Below are 18,762 nucleotides of genomic sequence, written 5' to 3' on the forward strand. Positions count from 1 at the left end.
GTACAGGACAGAACACCAGTACCGGACCGACCACGAGCACCGACCGAACGGCAGACACCGGACAAGCGGCAAGCGCAGGGGTAACGGCGACGACCGGGGAGCGGCCCCGGCTGGTGATCGCCGACGATTCCGTGCTGTTGCGAAGCGGGATCGCGCGGCTGCTCGAGGACGAGGGATTCGAGGTGGTTGCCGAGGTCGGTGATGTCGACACACTGCTCGCGGCCGTCGACGAGCACCGGCCGGACCTGGCGGTGGTCGACGTCCGGATGCCGCCGACCTTCACCGACGAGGGGATACACGCGGCACTACGGATCCGGCGGGAACACCCGGAGACTGGAGTGCTGGTGCTCTCGCAGTACGTCGACGAGCAGTCCGCCACCACGTTGCTCGGCTGGAGCGCGCACAGCATCGGTTACCTGCTGAAGGACCGGGTTCCGGACATCGACGGCTTCGTGGAGGCTCTGCATCGGATCCGCACCGGCGGCAGCGCCCTCGATCCGGAGGTGGTCCGGCAGTTGATGGCACGCAGCCGGGACCGCACGGACACGGTGGCCGACCGTCTGTCCCCGCGGGAGTACGAGGTTCTCAGCCACATGGCGGAGGGCCTGAGCAACAACGCCATCGCCGAGAGATTGTTCGTGACGCCGCGCTCGATCGAGAAGCACATCCGGAGCATCTTCGTGAAGCTCGACCTGTCCCACGACGAGCAGGACCACCACCGCCGGGTGCTCGCCGTCCTGCGCTACCTCGAATCCGTTCCGGCCCGAGGGGAAGGCAGGACGACACGCGGCGCAGCGCTCAGTGGGTGACTATTGAACCAAAAGCGGCTTTTGTCCGTAATTGCGGCTAGCCTCGGGAAGGCTTATTGGTCCGTTCTAGGAGGTCACCGGATGCGCAGGTTGTTCGCCGTCGCCGGGGTCACCGTCGCTGGGGTCACCGCCGTCACGTCGCTGTCGCCACCGTCGGTGCAGGCCGCCGAGACGACCGCTGCCACCGCCACGGGGCCCGGCAACGATGCCGGAGCCGACGTGGTGGTGCTCCGAATCTACGGTCCCTCACCGAGCAGCAGTAGCGGTAGCAGTAGCAGCGCGAAGCCCACCCCGAGTGCCGCCGGCAGCCCGTCCCCGGCCGCTGGGGTGAGCGCCACGCCGACTCCCGCAGTGAGCGCCACCCCGTCGACCGGGACGAGCGCAACGCCGACCGGGACGAGCGGGACGAGCGGGACGAGCGGAACGCCGACCAGTGGGCCCGGCGCAACGCCGACCAGCAGCGTCAGCGCCATGCCGAGTGGAAGCGCCACCGTGTCGGCCGGCGCCGGCGCCCCACCGAGCGCAACCGCCACGGCCCCGCACGGAACCTCCTCCAGCGCAACGCCCTCGAGCGCAACGCCTTCTGGCGGGTCCACTTCCAGTGCGAGCGGGAGTCACGGTGGCGGGCCTACTGCCACTGACGATCCCCGCGTCGACCTGCCGGTGACCTCGGATCCCGGTCGGCCGGCGGTCGACACGCCGGATGCGCCGGACGCGCCGGCCACCGGGGAGCCCAGTCGGCCTCAGACCGCCGAACCCAGCACCGCGCCGCCGACGGCCGAACCGCCGGAGACCAACGGGCACCACGGTCACCCCGCGACGACCGCTACCGCAAAACCGCACCACGAGCACCCCGCGACGACCGTCACCGCAAAACCGCACCACGAGCACCCCGCGACGACCGCCACCGAGAAGCCGCAGGCCGGGGCCGGACACGTACCCGTCAAGCACCACAAGAAGAAGCACGACAAGAACAAAGACGCCAAGACGAAGAACGACAAGGACAAGAAAGGCAATAAAGGCAGCACCGGTGGTGGGTGGCAGCAGTCGCGGCCCCAGCGGCCCGGCGTCGAACCTCTGGTGATCGGTCATCCCAGCTTCGGGTTCGTCACGCTGCACAGCGGCGGCGGGGTGGACCTGTACAGCCCCTACGGGTGGATGGTGGTGCGGCCGCCGACGTTCCGCTACTGACTCCGGGCGGGGTGGACCGGGCGGGGCGCCGGCGGGGCTGAGACCCGTTCTGCAACCGATTTGCTCCCGGGAGTGGGCGGTGTCGCACCCGAAGGGCGCCAGAGTCGTCGGCGATGACGACTCGACAGGAAACCCGTCCGCCCCAGTGGCACCGCGCCGGCCGGCCGCTGGTCGCCGCTCCCCTGGCCGTCATCGCCGCGGCCCTGATGGTCACGGGACTGCCCCGGCCCGCCCTGGCCGGCACGGCCACGGGAGCCGTCACGGCCGTCGGCGCCGAAGCGGCCACGGAGACCGCGGAGCGGGCCGGGTACGGCGACTGGCCGGCGGAGGGTGACCGGCCGGTGGAGAGCACACGGGCCGCAGGTGGGGCGCCCCCGCCGCCGACCCCGGTGAAGCCGGCGCCGGTCATCCAGCAGTACACGGCTCTGGTGCGGCAGAGTCTCGTGCCCAGTGCCGCCTACCTGAAGTTGAGCAAGACGCTCACCGAGCAGCGCGCCGCCCTCCAGCTCCAGGCCGTGCAGGTCGCCTCCGGCCGGACCGCTCAGGCCACCGCCCAGGTCACGCTCGGGTCGGCGATCGAGGCCGACGCGAGTGCTCGCACCGCGTACGCCATCGCTCGGGAAGCCCTGACCAGCGCCAAGAACAAGTCGGTCCGGGCAGCGCAACAACGTCCCAAGAATGCCGCCGGGGTTGCCGCGGCGAAGGCCGCCGTCGACGCGGCGCAGGGGAACGCCGAGGTGAGCAAGCAGGCCGCGGCGAAGGCCGACGCCGCCCTCAAGACCGCGCAGGCGGCCGCGTCGAGCACCACCACCGGTTACGACACCGCGGTCACCACCTGGGAGAAGACCAGCGCCGACGTCCGGTCGAACACCGCCGCGCTGCCCGCCCTGGACCGGCGTTCCGTCTATCGGGACCGGGCGGCGGCCCTCGCCAAGGACGTCGTCACGCAGGTGCGGGCCCGGTTCCTGATCAGCGACACCACCCTGGTGTACGGCGTCACGGTGCACAAGAGCATCGCGTTCGCCTTCAAAACCATGATCGACGACGCGAAGGCGGCCGGGGTGCCGATGTCGGGTGGTGGTTTCCGGACCAAGGAGCAGCAGATCGCGCTCCGGAAGATCAACGGTTGTCCGGATGTGTACACCGCGCCGTCGTCGTCGTGCCGGGTGCCGACCGCGATTCCCGGACGGTCTCTGCACGAGTTGGGGCTGGCGATCGACATGACGTCCGGTGGGCGGACGCTGACCGCGGGCAGCCCGGGGTTCCGGTGGCTGTCCGCGAACGCCGCCCGCTACGGCTTCGTCAACTATCCGGTCGAGGCCTGGCACTGGTCGATAACGGGCAACTGACCGGAACCGATCAGGGATAGTCGAAGAAGCCAGCACCGGAGACCATCGCGGGTGCCGGGTGTGACCCTGGGGCTCGCGAATCCCGGGATCACACCCCCCACCACCCCTACACCGCGATCGCGGTGATGACGAGACCGTCCTTACAGATCCAGCGTCCGGTGAACCCGGTGGGTTCGCCCGGGCCGGCGGTCAGCACCACGGCGGTGAACGTGCCGTCGGCGCCGAGGTCCAGTCGGGCCTCGCTGAAGTCGAGGAACCGGTGGGCGATCGGGAACCACGCCTTGTACACCGACTCCTTGGCGCTGAACAGCAGCCGGTCCCAGGGCACGCCCCGTGCGGCGCGGTCCAGGGCCAGGATCTCCTCGGGCCGGGCGACGGCCTCCAGCACGCCGTCCGGCAGCGGGCCGGCCGGTTCGGCGTCCAGGCCGATAGCGGTGACCTCGCTGGACCAGGCCACCGCGCTGCCCCGGAACCCGGCGCAGTGGGTCATGCTGCCGACGATCCCGGCCGGCCAGCCGGGGGCGCCGCGCTCGCCGGGCACGATCGGGGCGGCCGCCACGCCGAGCTGGGCCAGAGCGGCACGGGCGCAGTGCCGGACGGTGGTGAACTCGCGGCGGCGTTTGTCCACCGCTCGGGCGATCACCGCCTCCTCGGCCGGGAACAGCAGCACGCCGGGCGGATCGTCGTAGGCCTCCACGGTGACCACCGGCGCCGGCAGCACGAGGGACAGCAGACCGCTCACAGCGGCACCTGCGGCATCCGGGAAAGCAGGGTGGATCCGCCCCGGCCGGTACTGATCACGAAAGTCGGAGCCACGGGGCCCTCCTCAGGGTGCGACGGGGAGCAGCTGGTCGCTGATCAGGTCGACCACTGCCCGGCGGTGCTGCCCGAGGAAGAAGTGGCCGCCGGGGAAGGTCCGCAGCTCGAACGAGCCGCTGGTGTGCTCGGACCAGGCGGCGGCCTCCTCGAGGGACACCTTCGGGTCGTCGTCGCCGGTGAGCGCGACGATCGGGCAGTCCAGCGGCGGCACGGGCTGCCAGCGGTACGTCTCGGCGGCCGTGTAGTCGCCGCGGATCGCCGGCAGGATCATCCGGAGCAGTTCGTCGTCGCCGAGGATCCGCGAGTCGGTGCCGCTGAGCGACTTCAGTTCGGCGACGAGGCCGTCGTCGTCGCGCTGGTGCACGCTTTCGGCGCGGTGCCGCGACGGCGCCCGGCGGCCGGAGGCGAACAGCGTGACCGGCGCGGTGCCGAGCTCGTCGTGCATCCGCTGCGCCACCTCGTACGCGACGGTCGCCCCCATGCTGTGCCCGAAGAAGGCGAGCGGGGTGTCCATCAGCGGGCGCAGCGCCGCGAACGACGCGTCGGCCAGGTCGCCGATGCTGGTCAGCGGCTGCTCCATCCGGCGGTCCTGCCGTCCCGGGTACTGCATGACGACCACCTGCATGGTCGACTGCATCGCGTCGGACAGCGGGTGGAAGAAGCTGGCCGAACCGCCGGCGTGCGGGAAGCAGACGAGGGTGACGCGGCTGTTCGACTCGTGGTGGAACCGGCGGATCCAGGGGTTCTCTGCGGGACTGGTCATCGCGCGCTGCCTTACTCGGAGGGGGTCAGGGGAGGCCGGACAGCCAGGTGTCGACGGTCCGGGCAATGGCCGCGGCGTGCTCCTCCATGGCGGAGAAGTGGTTGCCGGGGTGTCGAGGGGTGTCGTGCGGCAGTGTCCACGAGAGACGCCAGTCGCCGTCACGGGGCCACCCGGACATCATTTCGGAGACCCGGACGAGCAGGGCCGGCGCCGCGATCGGTCCGGTTGCCGGCCGTGGACGAGCCGGACGTGACCGCCCATCCCGGTCAGCCTGATGTCGTCCATCGGCACGTAGCCGTCCTCCCGTTCGATCATGCCGGCGCTGAATACCGGCTGAATACCGGCGAGTGCCTCGACGCCATGTGAGTAAATGTCGATCAGGACCAATGCGTCAACCATGCCGGCGGCGGCACCGGTGCCCGCCGATGGCTGGAGGCGGCTCAGTCGTTGTGGCAGGGACGCTCCGCGGCGGCGGCGCGGGCGATGACCGCGCAGGGTCTGTCGCTTCGTGAGGCCGCGAAACTTCTGGGCCTCTCCTACCAGCGCGTCGACCAGCTCCTGCAGGGACAAGCTGTCGATGATGCCGACCGGGCCTGGGTGGCGGTCGAGGTCAAGAGCTATCCGAACACCACAGGTGCGCCCCACCGGGAGTTCGAGCCTGAAGGCCGGTCCGACCTGCTGGTGGTCTTCTCCCGGCATCCTGGACAGACCGACTGGCATCGCTCCTCTTCCGCGCTGCAGGAAATCCGCGAACGGGTGGCTCGAGCCATCACCGAGCCCGACAGTGCGCGAGTCGAGGCAGGATGAGCCCCCACCTCGGATCGAGGTCACGGTCTCGTTCAGGCGCGGACGGGGTTGCCGTGCAGGTTGCCGTCGCCGCAGGGCCAGGGGCCGTCGTCGAGTGGCCCGAGGCCCGTGCCGTGGAAGAGGAACAGTTCGTCGTGCAGGGTGAAGACGACGCGGCCCTGGTCGAGCAGCAGGATTCTGCTCATCACGCTCCGGTCGTCGTTCTGTGCGTACAACGTCCGGGCTTGGAGATCGGCGTCGACGGCCAGGAGCCGGCCGTCGCGCCAGAACACGGCAGTGCCGTCGGCGTCCAGCGCCGGATGAGTGGTGTGGTAACCGCTCAACGGTGGGCCGTCACGCAGGGAACCGTCGGCGTTGAGGACGCGGAAACGGGACCGCGACGGCAGGATGTTCTCCGACTCGGGGCCGCTGACGGTGCCGTGGCGGTCGACGAGCATCATGGCGTGACTGGGCCAGGTCTGGTGCGCGTGACCTTCGGCGTCGTAGTGCGTCGTCGTGAACGCGCCGTAACCCTGCTGCCCGACGAGGAAGGACCCGGGTCCGGAGATCGCCTTGTGCTTGTACGGGGCCGGCGGGGTGACGGTGACGATACCGCCGGTGGTGGCATCGAGGATGGTGCACACGCCGATGCCGCTGCCGTCCTCGATGGAGACCAGTACCCGGTCGGCGGAGACCAGCAGTGGGTCCCGGTAGCCGACCGAGATGGTCTGTGGCCGCCACGGCTTTTTCGGACGGAGTTCCCAGCCGGTGTCCACGCCCGCTTCGACGACGCCGGGAAAGGACAGTTCAGCGGCCGGCAAGTGTGCGGACCAAGTGGTGGCTCCGGTCGCGGTGTGACGGGCGACGCGGGGAACCTGACCGGGTGGAACTTGACGATAAGGGTCGGCCGGCAGCCAGATGGTGCAGAAGCCGTCGGGGAGCAGGGCGAAGGCGCCGAGGTATTCGTGGGCCTGATGCTCAGGGAGGACCGAGCGGAGGACCCGGCCTTCGGGGCCCACCTCGGTGAACGTGTACCCGGTGGGGCCGTGAAGTGCCAGCCAGACCGTGCCGGCCGGGGTAACCCGCGGCGGCCGGGGACGCCCTTCGAAGGTGCGTTGCCACATGACCGTGCCCGCGGGGTCGACGGCAGTGAGTGCCGTGGTGTCGAGGTCGCTTCCGGAGAAACCGGTCACGAAGACCGGGCCGGCCGGGTCGTGGGTGGCCAGGCCCCAGACCTGTCCCGGCATGACCGTACGGTCCGGGCTCATTCGCGGTTGATCCCTATCGTTTGTCGTAGACGGCCAGCAGGCGCTCGGCTGCCTGGGCGGGAGTGATCGCCGAGTCCAGGAGTCGGTGGCGCACCTCGTCGGCGGCGGAGCGTACGGCCGGGTCGGTCGTGAAGCGGTCCAGGACGGCGTCGCGGGCCATCGCCCACATCCACTCGACCTGTTGACGGCGGCGGCGTTCCTCGACGTCGCCCTTCTCCCGGTGGGCGGTCAGCTGGGACCAGACCTCGTCGATGCCGGTGCCCTCCAGCGCACTGCAGGTCAGCACCGGGGGCACCCAGGCGGACTCGTCGGCGTCGCCCAGCAGCCGCAGCGCGCCGGACAGTTCGCGGGCGGCGCGCCTCGCGTCGACGACGTGGTCGCCGTCGGCCTTGTTGATCGCCACCACGTCGGCGATCTCCAGGATGCCTTTCTTGATCCCCTGCAGTTGGTCGCCGGTCCGGGCCAGGGCCAGCAGCAGGAACGAGTCGACCATGTCGGCCACCGTGGTCTCCGACTGGCCCACGCCGACGGTCTCGACCACGACCACGTCGTAGCCCGCGGCCTCGACCACGACGATCGCCTCGCGGGTGGCCTTGGCGACCCCGCCCAGCGTGCCCGCGGTGGGCGACGGCCGCACGAACGCGGCCGGGTCGGCGGCGAGCCGCGCCATCCGGGTCTTGTCGCCGAGGATGCTGCCCCGGCTGCGCGTGGACGACGGGTCGACCGCGAGGACCGCCACCCGATGGCCGGCCGCGGTCAGTGTGCTGCCCAGCGCGTCGATGAAGGTCGACTTGCCGGCGCCGGGCACGCCGCTGACGCCGACCCGGTGCGAGCGCCCGGCGTACGGGGTGAGCGCGGCCAACAGCTTCTGCGCGTTCTCCTGGTGGTCCCGGCGGGTCGACTCGACCAGGGTGATCGCGCGGGCCACCCAGGCCGGGACGCCGTCGCACACTCCCGCCGCCATCGCCGCGAGGTCGAACGCCGGCCGTTTCACGCTCACGGGGACGTGGAGTGGCCGAGGCGGTCGGCGAGTTGCGTGAGCAGTTCCAGGGCCGCGTCGGCCAGGACCGTGCCCGGGCCGAAGATCGCGGCGGCGCCGGCCTCGCGCAGCACCTCGTGGTCCTGCGGCGGGATCACCCCACCCGCAATGATCATGATGTCCGGGCGGCCCTGGGCGGCGAGTTCGTCGCGCAGCGCCGGGACCAGGGTCAGGTGACCGGCGGCCAGCGAGTTCACGCCGACGATGTGCACGTCCGCCTCGACGGCCTGGCGGGCCACCTCGGCGGGCGTGGCGAACAGCGGGCCGACGTCCACGTCGAAGCCGAGGTCGGCGAACGCGGTGGCCACCACCTTCTGCCCGCGGTCGTGACCGTCCTGGCCCATCTTGGCCACCAGGATGCGCGGCTGACGGCCTTCCGCCTCGGCGAACGCGGCGGCCGCCGCACGGGCGCCGTCGATGTTCGCCACCTGGCCCGCCTCCTTGCGGTAGACGCCGGCGACCGTCTGGATGCGGGCGGTGTGCCGCCCGTACACCTTCTCCAGCGCGGCCGAGATCTCGCCGACGGTAGCCTTCGCGCGGGCTGCGCCGACCGCCAGGGCCAGCAGGTTCCCGTCGGTGCCGTCGGCGGCCCGGGTGAGGGCGTCCAGTGCGTCCTGGCAGGTGGCCTCGTCGCGTTCGGCGCGCAGCCGGCGCAGCTTCTCGATCTGGTTGGCCCGTACGGCCGCGTTGTCGACCTTGAGGAGTTCGACCGGCTGGTCGGTGGCGGGACGGTACTTGTTGACGCCGATGACCGGTTGCCGGCCGGAGTCGATCCGGGCCTGGGTGCGGGCGGCCGCCTCCTCCACCCGCATCTTCGGGATGCCCTCGCCGATCGCGCGGGCCATGCCCCCGGCCGCCTCGATCTCGGTGAGGTGTTCCCACGCGCGGGCGGCCAGGTCGTGGGTGAGGCGTTCGACGTATGCGCTGCCGCCCCACGGGTCGATCACCCGGGTGGTGCCGGACTCCTGCTGCAGCAGCAGCTGGGTGTTGCGGGCGATCCGGGCGGAGAAGTCGGTCGGCAGGGCGAGCGCCTCGTCCAGCGCGTTCGTGTGCAGCGACTGGGTGTGTCCCTGGGTGGCGGCCATCGCCTCGACGCAGGTCCGCATCACGTTGTTGAACACGTCCTGGGCGGTCAGCGACCAGCCGGAGGTCTGGCAGTGTGCCCGCAGGCTCAGCGACCGCGGGTCCTTCGGCGCGAACTCGCGGACCAGCCGTGCCCAGAGCAGCCGGCCGGCGCGCAGTTTGGCGACCTCCATGAAGAAGTTCATGCCGACGGCCCAGAAGAACGACAGGCGCGGCGCGAACGCGTCGATGTCCAGTCCGGCGGCCCGTCCGGCGCGCAGGTATTCGACCCCGTCGGCCAGGGTGTACGCGAGTTCCAGGTCGGCGGTCGCCCCGGCCTCCTGGATGTGGTACCCGGAGATGGAGATCGAGTTGAAGCGGGGCATCCGTTGCGACGTGTACGCGAACACGTCCGAGATGATCCGCATCGACGGCACCGGCGGATAGATGTAGGTGTTGCGGACCATGAACTCCTTGAGGATGTCGTTCTGGATCGTGCCGGACAGCTGCTCCGGTGCGACGCCCTGCTCCTCGGCCGCGACGATGTAGAGCGCGAGCACCGGCAGCACCGCGCCGTTCATGGTCATCGACACGCTCATCCGGTCCAGCGGGATGCCCTCGAACAGCCGCCGCATGTCGTAGATCGAGTCGATCGCCACCCCGGCCATCCCGACGTCACCGGTGACCCGGGGGTGGTCCGAGTCGTACCCGCGGTGGGTGGGCAGGTCGAACGCCACCGACAGGCCCTTCTGCCCGGCGGCCAGGTTGCGCCGGTAGAACGCGTTGGACTCCTCGGCGGTGGAGAACCCGGCGTACTGGCGGATGGTCCACGGCTGGTTGACGTACATCGTCGGGTAGGGCCCGCGCAGGTAGGGCGCGATCCCCGGGTACGTGCCGAGGAAGTCGAGTCCGTCCAGGTCGGCGGCGGTGTACAGCGGCGGCACCGCGATGCCTTCCGGGGTGTGCCAGGTCAGATCCGCGGGCGTCCGCCCCGTCTCCGCCTCGACCGCCTCCCGCCAGGCCCGGTCGGTGTCCGGCCCCCCAGCGGGCGGGGTCAGCTCGGCGGTCGAGAAGTCCGGGATCACGGTGCCACTCCCAGGTCGTCAAGCGTGGTCGTCAGGACCGCGACCGCGTCGCAGCCCACGTGCAGATATCCGTCGACGCCCGGGAAGTCACCCTTACCGGCGAGCAGGACCCGGGAGACGCCGTCCAGGCCGAGGTCGGTGACCATGGTCGGCGTGTAGTCGCGGTCGGGGCCGCACAGGCAGACCACGTCGCTGTCGCCGGTCGTCACGGCGATCCCACCGGCGGCGAACAGGTTGGTGGTGAACGTGAGGCGCTGCCCGTGGGCGGCCGCCGAGCCGAGGGTGACCAGCCGGACCGCGGGGCGTTCGCCGGTGGCCGCCAGGTGCGCGTCACTGCGGTCCCGCAGCCGTTCGAAGGCCTCCGCATACCGCCGCCGGGGCAGCCCACCCGTCACGACCGGGGCCGGGACGGGCCGACGGCGGGGCGGTTCCTCGGCCAGGTTCGGGAACTCGCTGACACCGGTGATCGGATCGCGCCGGTGGGCCAGGGCGTCGGCCCGCTGCGCCCACGTCGCGGCGATCCGGTCGCCGACCAGTCCGCTGTCCAGGGCGGCCGGCAGACCGCCGGCCTTCTCGATCGTGGTGAACCACTGCCAGGCGGCCTGGGCGAGTTGTTCGGTGCGGCGTTCGACGTACCAGGAGCCGCCTGCCGGGTCGATCACCCGGGCCACGTGCGCTTCCTCGATCAACAGAGTCTGAGTGGTACGCGCCAGCCGCTGCGAGAACTCGTCGGGCGCCCCGAGCTGATGGTCGAAGGGCAGCACCGTGACCGCGTCGGCCCCGCCGGTGCCGGCCGCGAACGCGGCGATCGTGGAACGCAGCAGGTTGACCCACGGGTCCCGCACGGTCAGCATCGCCACCGAGGTGACCGCGTGCTGCCGCTGCCCGGCCGCCTCCGGGGCGCCGCACAGCTCGCCGACCCGGGCCCACAGCCGGCGGGCCGCCCGCAGCTTGGCGATGGTGGCGAACTGGTCGGTGGTCGCGGCGAACCGGAACTCCAGCTGGCCGAGTGCCTGGGTGACGGACAGGCCGGCGCCGGTGAGCGCCCGCAGGTACGCCACCCCGGCCGCGGTCGCGCACGCCAACTCCTCGACCTCGGAGCCGCCGGCCTCGTGATAGACCGTGGCGTCGACGGTGACCGCCCGCGTCCCCGGCGCCTCGGCCACGCACCGCCCGGCCAGCACGGCGGCCTGACGCAGGTCACCGGGTTCACCGGTGCGGGCCTGCAGGCCCAGCGGATCGGCGCCGAGACCACCGGTGGTGCGCTCGAGACCGGCGGTCAGGGTGAACCACGCCGCGGCCGCGGCCGCGACATCGACCCCGGCGTCGAGGGTCACCCCGGCCAGGTCCAGGTGCACCCCGTCGAGGGCCTCCGCCAGCGCACCGACCGGAAGACCACCATCGCCGAGCACCAGCCACAGCGAGGTCGCCCCGTTCTCCAGGTCACCGAGGATCGCCTCCCGGACCGCCTTGGGTTCGGCACCGGCGTGGCGCTGCCGCACGTCCCAGCCGCCGAGCAGGCTCCCGGCTGCCCGGCCGCCACGGACGAACGGCTGCTGACCGGGCCATCCGGCGGACACCTGCCCGGTGGTCTCCGCGGTGTGCAGGGCGGCGATCCGCGGACCGCCGTGGGTGGCCGTCGCGAGCAGCTCGTCGACCTGCTCCGGCGTGGTGCCCTCCGGCACGGCCCCGGACTTGCGCAGCGCCGCGAGGGCCAGAGCCCGCCACTTCTCGGCACTGACCGGGCCGAAACCCGCCGACGTCGTCATGACCAGCCTCTCCGCCACACCGACCCACAACATGCGGGAACGACACCCCTGTTGCCGACCCCTGTTCCGACGCCATCCTCCCGGCCCGGGCACCACGGCCACAAGGCTCCGGGTCGAATGATCGTCGATGGACGGGTGATGACGGGAGTGGTTCACGGCGTACCCGGAAAGGAAGGTCTGCGCTATCGCCCGGTCCAGCGGGGGTCGCGTTTCTCGGCGAACGCCCGCGGCCCCTCGACCGCGTCGGCACTGCGCCGCCGGCGTTCCTCCCAACGGTAGACCGCGGTGAAGGCCTCCGGCAACGGCATGTCGACCGAGCGCAGGGCGGCCTCCTTGATCGCCCGGACCGACAGCGGCGCGCTGGTCACCAGGTCGGTCACCCACCCGTCGACGCAGGCGTCCAGTTCGCCGGGCGGCACCACCTCATTGATCAACCCGTGCCGGTACGCGGCCGCGGCGTCGAACCGGCGGCCGGTCAGCAGGTAACCCAGTGCGGCCTTCTGCGGGAGCTGCCGGATCAGGCGGAACACCCCGCCCGCGCCGGGGACCAGGCCGAGCCGGGCCTCGGGCAGGCCGAACACCGCACGGTCCGAGGCGATCACCAGGTCGCAGGCGAGGACGAGTTCGAGGCCGCCGCCGAGGGCGTACCCGTCGACCCGGGCCAGCACCGGTTTGCTCAGGCCGAACCGTTCGGTGAGCCGGGGCCAGCCGGGCTGCCCGCGGCTGCCGAACGACGACGCGGGGGTGCCCGCCGCGTCCCGGCGGGCCCGTTCCTTCAGGTCCTGGCCGACCGAGAAGGCCCGGTTCCCGGCGCCGGTCAGCACCACCGCCCGGATCCGGTCGTCGGCCTCCATGTCGTCCCAGACGTCCGCCAGCTCCTCGTGCATGCGCAGGTCCATGGCGTTGAGGACCTCGGGCCGGTTCAGGGTGACCCGGGCGACGTGGCCGGACCGTTCGACGAGCACCCGGGTCGGCACGTTCACCCGGTCCGCCCGGCGAAACGTCCGACCCTGTCGATGACGTCGGTGGCGTGCACCCGCAACGCCTGTTCCAGGGCGAATCCGGCCGCGTACCGCCGCAGGTCGTCGACCGGCTCCTCGGCCAGGGTGAGCATCCGGCGGTTGGCGACGATCGCGCCGCCGTCCAGTCCGGCCAGGGCCCGTTCGACCGCGTCGTCCATCTCCGCCGGCGCCACCACCTCGTCCACCAGCAGCGCCGCCTCCGGGTCGGTGGCCCTGATCCGGCGGCCGCCGAGGATCACCTGCCGGGCCAGCCGGGGACCGGCGACCCGGCCCAGGCGCAGGTTGGCCACGCCCGGGACGATCCCCTCCCGGGCGGCCGGCAGGCTCAGGTGGGCGTCCGCGGCGATCAGCACGTGGTCGAGGACCAGCAGCAGCTGGAAGCCCCCGCCGATCGCGAACGTGTCGACCGCGCCCAGCCACGGTTTCTCGGCCGGCGGCTGCCACCGGCCGGGCCGGTCGTCGTGTAGGCCACGCAGGATCTTGTGCAGGTACCCGAGTTCGCGCCGGAGCAGGAACCCGGTCAGGGTGATCCCACCGGCGCTGAGCCGTTTGAGGTTGATGCCGGCGCTGAACACCCGCCGGCCGCGGTACCGCGGGTGGCTCATCGGGGCGCCCCGGATCAGGCCCACCCGGATCTCCGGGTCGAGCAGTGCCAGGTCGACGGCGGTCTCCATGTCGTCGACCTGCTGCTCGTCCTCGGCGTTCAGGCAGTCGTCCCGGCACATGGTCAGCCGGGCGACGCCGTCGCGCCGTTCGAGGTGGACCGCCTCGGTCGTCAGCACCCCGGTGCGCCGGAACTCCGGGAGCAGCCGCAGCGCCCGCGGGGTGGGCCGGCGCATCGCGGCCAGCAGATGCCGGCCGGACCGTTCGTCGGCGAGCACGCCGCGCAGCAGGATGCCCTGGTCGATCTCCCGGCCCTCCTTGCCGGACTGCGGGAGCGCGCGTTCCACGGCGAGCTGCTCCGGGGTGGGCGCGAGGCCGGGGAACTCCGCGGCGGCGGCCTCGCACAGTTCGTCCACCCGCAGGTAGCGGGTGTGGTCCGCGGTGATCCGGCCGTAGATCTCCCCGGCGTGCTCCTCGACCAGGACGGCCCGCAGGGTGCGGGCCTCGTCGTGGGCGGCGGCCGCCTCGGCCCGCTGCGCCGGTGTCCGCCGGGCGGGCGGTGGCAGCGCGGCAAGGCGGCGTTCGGTTCCGGCCGCCACCTCGGCCAGCCGGTCCCGGCCGGTGTCCAGGCCCGGCGGCCCGATCACCGCGGTCATGACACCGTGCCCCGGCGCAGGGCCCGGTCGCAGGCGGCGAGGTGGGCGCCGAGGGCCTCCTCGAAGCTGATCCGGCCGGCGTCGAGCAGCAGCTGCCGCCGGATCGCCAGTTCGGTGCCGGCGAACCCGGCCGCCTCCGTGACCACGTCGGCCAGGGCGTCGGCGGGCCGGTCGGTGACGACGTCGACCAGGCCGGCCGCCATCGCCGTCGCGGCCCCGATCGGGGCGCCGAGCAGGGCCGCCCGGCGCAGACCGGCGGCACCCGCCTGCCGGGCCAGCCGGAACAGCGCCATGCCGGGCCAGGTGGCCTCGCCGTCGGAGGCCAGGATCAGACGGGACCCGGTCGCGGCGATCCGCACGTCGGCGGCGAGCAGCACGTCGAGGGCCGCGCCGCCGACGTCACCCGCGGCGACCGCGACGGTGGTCAGGCCGAGGCGCTCGACACGGCGGACCGCCCGTTCCCACTTGCTCGTCAGCCCCACGCTGAGCGCGCCGGTCCATCCCGGACCAGGAGCCCCTTCGGTGTACGCGACGAGCACGCCCGCCCCGAAGCCGTCCTCCGCCCGGTCGCAGAGCCGGAGCAGTTCCTCCACCCCGGCGGCCGTCACCGGTTCCCGGCCGTCGATCCGGATCACCAGGTCGTCGGCGCCCGCCGCGGTCACCACTGGATCAGCGCCGTCTCGATCGTGGAACCCGGCCCCATGGTCATCAGGACGCCGTACTCGCCGGGGCGGGCGACGCCCTCCTCGAGCAGGCGTTCGTAGGAGAACAGGAAGGATCCGCTGGACACGTTGCCGTGGTCGCGCAGCACGCCGGTGGTGTGCCGCACGTCATGCCGGCTCAGTCCGAGGTTCACCACCACGGCGTCGATCACCTTCTTGCCGCCGGAGTGCACCAGCCAGTGGTCGATGTCGCTACGGCGCAGGCCGGTGCCGGCGAGCAGCCGGTCGACGACCGTCTCGGCGTTGGCGCCGACGACGTACGGGATCTGCGGGTCCAGGAAGAAGCTGAACCGGCCGAGGTCGCCGTCCCAGTCGTAGCGCATCGCGTCGATCGCGCCGGTGATCAGGTAGCTGGCGAAGCGGAGGATCCGCGGTCCCGGGCGGGACTCGCCGGGACCGTCGCCGACCAGAGCCAGGGCCGCCGCGCCGTCGCCGAAGAGGCTGTTCACCACGGCGGTGCGCATGGTGCCGTCCAGGGCGTACGCCGCCGAGCAGGCCTCGGTGCACAGCACCACGGCCAGTTCGCCGGGGTGCGCGGCGGTCCAGCCGGCCACCACGTTGAGCGCGTTGAGCCCGGCGTTGCAGCCCATGCCCACGATGTCCGAGCGGCTGCAGTGCGGGTCGATGCCGAGTTCCCGGATGACCAGCGCGCTCAGCCCGGGGGTGAGGAACCCGGTGGAGGTGACGCAGCACAGGTGCCGGAGGTCGGACAGGTCCGCGCCGGCGCGTTTGAGGCAGGCCTGCAGGGCCTGGGCGCCCATCTCGACGGCGAGGCGTTTGTGCTTGTCCAGCAGCCGGCCCTGCGGCTCGGGGAGGCGGCGCCCGGCGGCGTCCGGTTCGGGCAGGGTGAGGTGGCGCCGGTCGATGGCGCTGTTCAGGTAGACGGACCGGACCCGCGGGTCGTCGATGTCGAGCAGCTCGAGCAGCTCGCTCTGCGACACCGGTGTGCCGGTCGCCGCGGTGCCCACCCCGACCATTCGTGAAATCGCCGGTGCCGACGCCGGCGAACGCGATTCGGCGGGTTTTTCGAGGGCGATGGTCATCGGTACATCCACCCCCACGTACGTTTTTTGCTCCGGACCAGCTCCGTGACGGATTCCGCAGTCATCCCGACTCCTCCGGCTCAATTCTGGGAATATGACCCAGGCGACCGTAGGCGGGTTTCCGGAATATCGTCAAACAGCTGTCCAACCGTTCATGATCCAGGATTCACAGAACGGTTCGGTAATCCCGCCTCCGTAATCCGGAGCGGTTGCGGACCTTGAGCTTGCGATAGATCTTCGTCAGATGCTGCTCGACGGTGCTGACCGTGATGAAGAGGCTCGCCGCGATCTGCCGGTTGGTGTTGCCGACCGCGGCGAGGGTGGCGACGCGCTGCTCGGCGTCGGTGAGCCGGGCGTCGTCCTCGGCGTCCGCCGCGGGAAGGGCCATCGGCTCGGGGCGGTGGCCGTGGCGGTGGCGCCCCGGCCGGTCCGGACGGGCGGCGCTGAACCAGCAGAGGGCGTCGGCCTGGTCGTACCACCGGGCCGCGGCGGCGATGCCCGCCGCGGCGACGCCCCACTTCTCCAGGAGTTCCGTGCCCGACCGGGCATGCACGAGAGCGCTCTCCGGTCGTCCCATCGCGAGGTGGTACCGCCCGAGTGCCTGCAGGTAGGGCAGCGCGAACGGGGTGTCGAACATGGCCGGCGGAACCGGCACGGCGAGCAGGGAACGAGCCAGTTCGACGTCGCCGAGATCGGTGGCGGCACAGACCGCGATCGACAGCGGCAGGCCCGCCACGATCCCCCAGGCGTGCGGCGGGATCACCCCGAGGACCTCCCGCACGCAGGCCAGGGCGGTGGCCGGGTCGCCGTCCCGGCACGCCGCCACCGCCTTGATCGTCGCGATCATCGCCCGGCGCATCGGCACCCGGTCGATCCAGTCCTCGGCGAGCAGCCGGTCGCACCAGACCAGCGCCTCCTCGAGCCGCCCGGTCTGCACGAGCACCACCAGGTCGTGCAGGGCGGGGGTGAACTCCGCACCGCCGCGCAGGCCGAGCAGCATCTGCAACGCCGTACCGACCGCCGGGCCGTCGTGCGGCAGGCTCGCCGCCGAGGTGACGGCGGTGACCGCGGCCATCACCCCGGAGTGCGCCAGCGGCGAGTCGGCGGGCCGGCCCGGTTCCGCACAGATGCCGGAGCGGGGATCGCTGCGGCAGAAGAACGCCCAGAGCTGCGCCGCCGCCGAATCCTCCCCGGTGGCGGCACCGGCCAGCCGGAGCATCTCGTCGGCCTCGTCGAACTCGCCCCACCACAGCAGATGGTTGGCCACCACCAGGATGTCGGCGACCGGGAGCAGGCCGGACCGGGCGTCGGTGGTCAGCCCGTCGAGACGGCGTGCCGCCCGGCCCGGGTCGGAGAGCCACTGTGCCTCGGCGACCAGCAGGGCGGTCTGCGCCCGCTCGGCCTCGCCGGAACACGCCGCGACGGCGTGCCGCAGGTTGTTCACCGCGTCCTCGACGTCACCGGCCGCCATCGCCTCGCGGGCCGCCTCACCGAGGATGGTGACCCGCCACGCCGCCCGGCCGCCGTCCTGAGCCGCGATCAGGTGCCCGGCCACCGCGTTCGCCGGGGCGCCGTTCTCGTGCAGAAGACCCGCGGCCCGGGCGTGCATCGCGGGCAGCTCCGGCGGCGGGATGCTGGCGAGGACCGCCGCCCGGGTCTCCGGATGTCGGAACTGCCGGCCGTCGAGCAGCCCCATCTCCCCCAGATCGCGCATGCCCTCCAGGACGAGGGCGGCGTCCCGGCCGCTGAGTTCGGCCGCGAGCGCCGGGTCGGCGTGGTCACCGAGGACCGCGAGCGCCTGGGCGACCGCCGTCGTGGCGGGCGCGCAGCGGTGCAGGCTGCGCAGGACGGCCTGCCGGAAACTGGCGCCGGGCTCACCGCCGAGCGGGCCGGGCAGGGCGGCGCGGTCGTCGATCAGCGCGTGCAGCAGCAACGGGACGCCGCCGCTGACCTCCAGGCAGTACCGGGCGAACGCACTGTCCGGCACCCCGCCGAACCGGGACCGGATCTGCGCGACGACGGAGGCCGGGGACAGCGGTGGCAGGCGCAGCCGGTGACAGAACGGCAGGTGCAGCATCTCGACCCGCAGGCTCGCGGTGTCCCGCTCGTACGACGAGCTCTCGTCGAGCACCATCACCACACCGCACGACTCGATCCGCCGGATCAGGTAGGTCAGGCAGCGCAGCGACGGCTCGTCCGCGAAGTGGATGTCGTCGACGCCGATCACGATCGGCCGCTTGGTGGCGAAGTCCCGGATCACGGCGCACACCCGGTCCATCGCGGCGAAGAAACCCTCACCCTCGTCGAGGCCGCCCGGACACGGATGCGTCATGCCCGCGGCGTGCAGCGAACGGATCAACCGGTCGAAGACCCCGAACGGATGACCGCGCTCACTGGCCGACGCGGTGGCCAGGAAACACCAGCCGCCGCGGCTGCCGGCCTGCGCCGCCATCGTCTGCAGCAACGCGGTCTTCCCGCTGCCACCGGCACCGCTGACGAGCAGGGCCGATCCGGTTCCACGGGCTGCGGCCGCGAATAAATGATCGAATATGATCAATGATGAATCATGCTTGCTCACTGTCACAGGTCCCCCCCGGCGGGCCCATTACCTCCGTGTCAAGATAGAACCCTATCGGGGTGACGCGCATGAGGGAACTCATCCTCGACCACGCCCGGAGGCCACCGAGCCGCAGGTCGGAGCCCATTTACAGGAGATTTCAGAAGCTCAGAGTTTCCTGAAAACAGAGATCCTTCGGCTCATGACGATCATCAATGC

The 18,762-nt window shown here is 72.1% G+C and carries 18 protein-coding genes; 4 read left to right on the plus strand and 14 right to left on the minus strand.

The features are described 5' to 3' along the window. The first annotated feature begins 113 nt into the window (after nucleotides 1-113). Complete coding sequence (locus tag QSK32_RS12570; protein WP_285471961.1) at nucleotides 114-809, plus strand: response regulator; 696 nt, start codon at nucleotides 114-116, stop codon at nucleotides 807-809. 236 nt (nucleotides 810-1,045) lie between these two features. On the opposite strand, the gene QSK32_RS12575 is transcribed toward QSK32_RS12570, so the two are convergent. After that, nucleotides 1,046-1,342: a hypothetical protein gene (locus QSK32_RS12575; RefSeq protein WP_285471962.1), complete on the minus strand. Its 297-nt coding sequence runs from the start codon at nucleotides 1,340-1,342 to the stop codon at nucleotides 1,046-1,048. 130 nt (nucleotides 1,343-1,472) lie between these two features. On the opposite strand from QSK32_RS12575, the gene QSK32_RS12580 reads away from it, so the two are divergent. Both QSK32_RS12580 and QSK32_RS12585 read left to right on the plus strand, forming a co-directional pair. Continuing rightward, nucleotides 1,473-2,000: a hypothetical protein gene (locus tag QSK32_RS12580; RefSeq protein WP_285471963.1), complete on the plus strand. Its 528-nt coding sequence runs from the start codon at nucleotides 1,473-1,475 to the stop codon at nucleotides 1,998-2,000. A gap of 113 nt (nucleotides 2,001-2,113) precedes the next feature. Continuing rightward, the gene (locus tag QSK32_RS12585; protein WP_285471964.1) at nucleotides 2,114-3,349 is read left to right on the plus strand and encodes a M15 family metallopeptidase; all 1,236 of its coding nucleotides are present in this window, start codon (nucleotides 2,114-2,116) and stop codon (nucleotides 3,347-3,349) included. A gap of 106 nt (nucleotides 3,350-3,455) precedes the next feature. Here QSK32_RS12585 and QSK32_RS12590 read toward each other — a convergent pair whose 3' ends face one another. From QSK32_RS12590 to QSK32_RS12605, 4 genes are all read right to left on the minus strand, one after another. Then, on the minus strand, nucleotides 3,456-4,091 hold the full coding sequence (locus QSK32_RS12590; protein WP_281179030.1) for a 4'-phosphopantetheinyl transferase family protein: 636 nt from the start codon (nucleotides 4,089-4,091) through the stop codon (nucleotides 3,456-3,458). 84 nt (nucleotides 4,092-4,175) lie between these two features. Continuing rightward, on the minus strand, nucleotides 4,176-4,931 hold the full coding sequence (locus QSK32_RS12595) for a thioesterase II family protein (protein WP_285471965.1): 756 nt from the start codon (nucleotides 4,929-4,931) through the stop codon (nucleotides 4,176-4,178). Nucleotides 4,932-4,956: 25 nt separating this feature from the next. Further along, nucleotides 4,957-5,112, minus strand: a complete 156-nt coding sequence (locus QSK32_RS12600) for an alpha/beta hydrolase family protein (RefSeq protein WP_285471966.1) — start codon at nucleotides 5,110-5,112, stop codon at nucleotides 4,957-4,959. Further along, nucleotides 5,109-5,318, minus strand: coding sequence for an alpha/beta hydrolase family protein (locus QSK32_RS12605; protein ID WP_285471967.1), 210 nt, complete (start codon nucleotides 5,316-5,318; stop codon nucleotides 5,109-5,111). Before QSK32_RS12605 ends, QSK32_RS12600 begins: the two co-directional genes overlap by 4 nt. A gap of 96 nt (nucleotides 5,319-5,414) precedes the next feature. Between QSK32_RS12605 and QSK32_RS12610 the strand changes: the two genes are divergently transcribed. Further along, entirely contained in the window at nucleotides 5,415-5,738 is a 324-nt protein-coding gene (locus tag QSK32_RS12610; RefSeq protein WP_285471969.1) for a hypothetical protein, read from the plus strand. 32 nt (nucleotides 5,739-5,770) lie between these two features. Here the strand turns inward: QSK32_RS12610 and QSK32_RS12615 are convergent, their stop codons facing one another. The 9 genes from QSK32_RS12615 to QSK32_RS12655 form a co-directional block, all read right to left on the minus strand. Further along, a complete protein-coding gene (locus tag QSK32_RS12615) occupies nucleotides 5,771-6,964 on the minus strand; it encodes a hypothetical protein (RefSeq protein ID WP_285471970.1) in 1,194 nt (397 codons plus the stop codon). A gap of 34 nt (nucleotides 6,965-6,998) precedes the next feature. Next, nucleotides 6,999-7,985 carry a methylmalonyl Co-A mutase-associated GTPase MeaB gene (gene meaB / locus QSK32_RS12620; protein ID WP_285471971.1) on the minus strand — a complete coding sequence of 329 codons (987 nt, stop codon included), beginning with the start codon at nucleotides 7,983-7,985 and terminating at the stop codon, nucleotides 6,999-7,001. Further along, nucleotides 7,982-10,171 (minus strand): methylmalonyl-CoA mutase, encoded by a 2,190-nt coding sequence (gene scpA, locus QSK32_RS12625; protein ID WP_285471972.1) that lies wholly within the window; start codon nucleotides 10,169-10,171, stop codon nucleotides 7,982-7,984. Before scpA ends, meaB begins: the two co-directional genes overlap by 4 nt. Next, on the minus strand, nucleotides 10,168-11,940 hold the full coding sequence (locus tag QSK32_RS12630) for a methylmalonyl-CoA mutase subunit beta (protein WP_285471973.1): 1,773 nt from the start codon (nucleotides 11,938-11,940) through the stop codon (nucleotides 10,168-10,170). Before QSK32_RS12630 ends, scpA begins: the two co-directional genes overlap by 4 nt. A 182-nt stretch (nucleotides 11,941-12,122) precedes the next feature. Next, nucleotides 12,123-12,923, minus strand: a complete 801-nt coding sequence (gene dpgD / locus QSK32_RS12635; protein ID WP_285471974.1) for an enoyl-CoA-hydratase DpgD — start codon at nucleotides 12,921-12,923, stop codon at nucleotides 12,123-12,125. Next, entirely contained in the window at nucleotides 12,920-14,221 is a 1,302-nt protein-coding gene (gene dpgC / locus QSK32_RS12640) for a (3,5-dihydroxyphenyl)acetyl-CoA 1,2-dioxygenase DpgC (protein ID WP_285471975.1), read from the minus strand. The genes dpgD and dpgC overlap by 4 nt, the downstream gene beginning before the upstream one ends. Then, entirely contained in the window at nucleotides 14,218-14,883 is a 666-nt protein-coding gene (gene dpgB, locus QSK32_RS12645) for an enoyl-CoA-hydratase DpgB (RefSeq protein ID WP_285471976.1), read from the minus strand. The genes dpgC and dpgB overlap by 4 nt, the downstream gene beginning before the upstream one ends. Beyond that, nucleotides 14,880-15,986 (minus strand): 3,5-dihydroxyphenylacetyl-CoA synthase DpgA, encoded by a 1,107-nt coding sequence (gene dpgA / locus QSK32_RS12650; RefSeq protein ID WP_285471977.1) that lies wholly within the window; start codon nucleotides 15,984-15,986, stop codon nucleotides 14,880-14,882. Before dpgA ends, dpgB begins: the two co-directional genes overlap by 4 nt. Nucleotides 15,987-16,152: 166 nt before the next feature. Then, nucleotides 16,153-18,543, minus strand: coding sequence for an ATP-binding protein (locus tag QSK32_RS12655; RefSeq protein WP_285471978.1), 2,391 nt, complete (start codon nucleotides 18,541-18,543; stop codon nucleotides 16,153-16,155). Nucleotides 18,544-18,762: the final 219 nt, after the last annotated feature.

The organism is Actinoplanes sp. NBRC 101535, from assembly GCF_030269225.1.
Taxonomy (GTDB): Bacteria; Actinomycetota; Actinomycetes; order Mycobacteriales; family Micromonosporaceae; genus Actinoplanes; species Actinoplanes rectilineatus.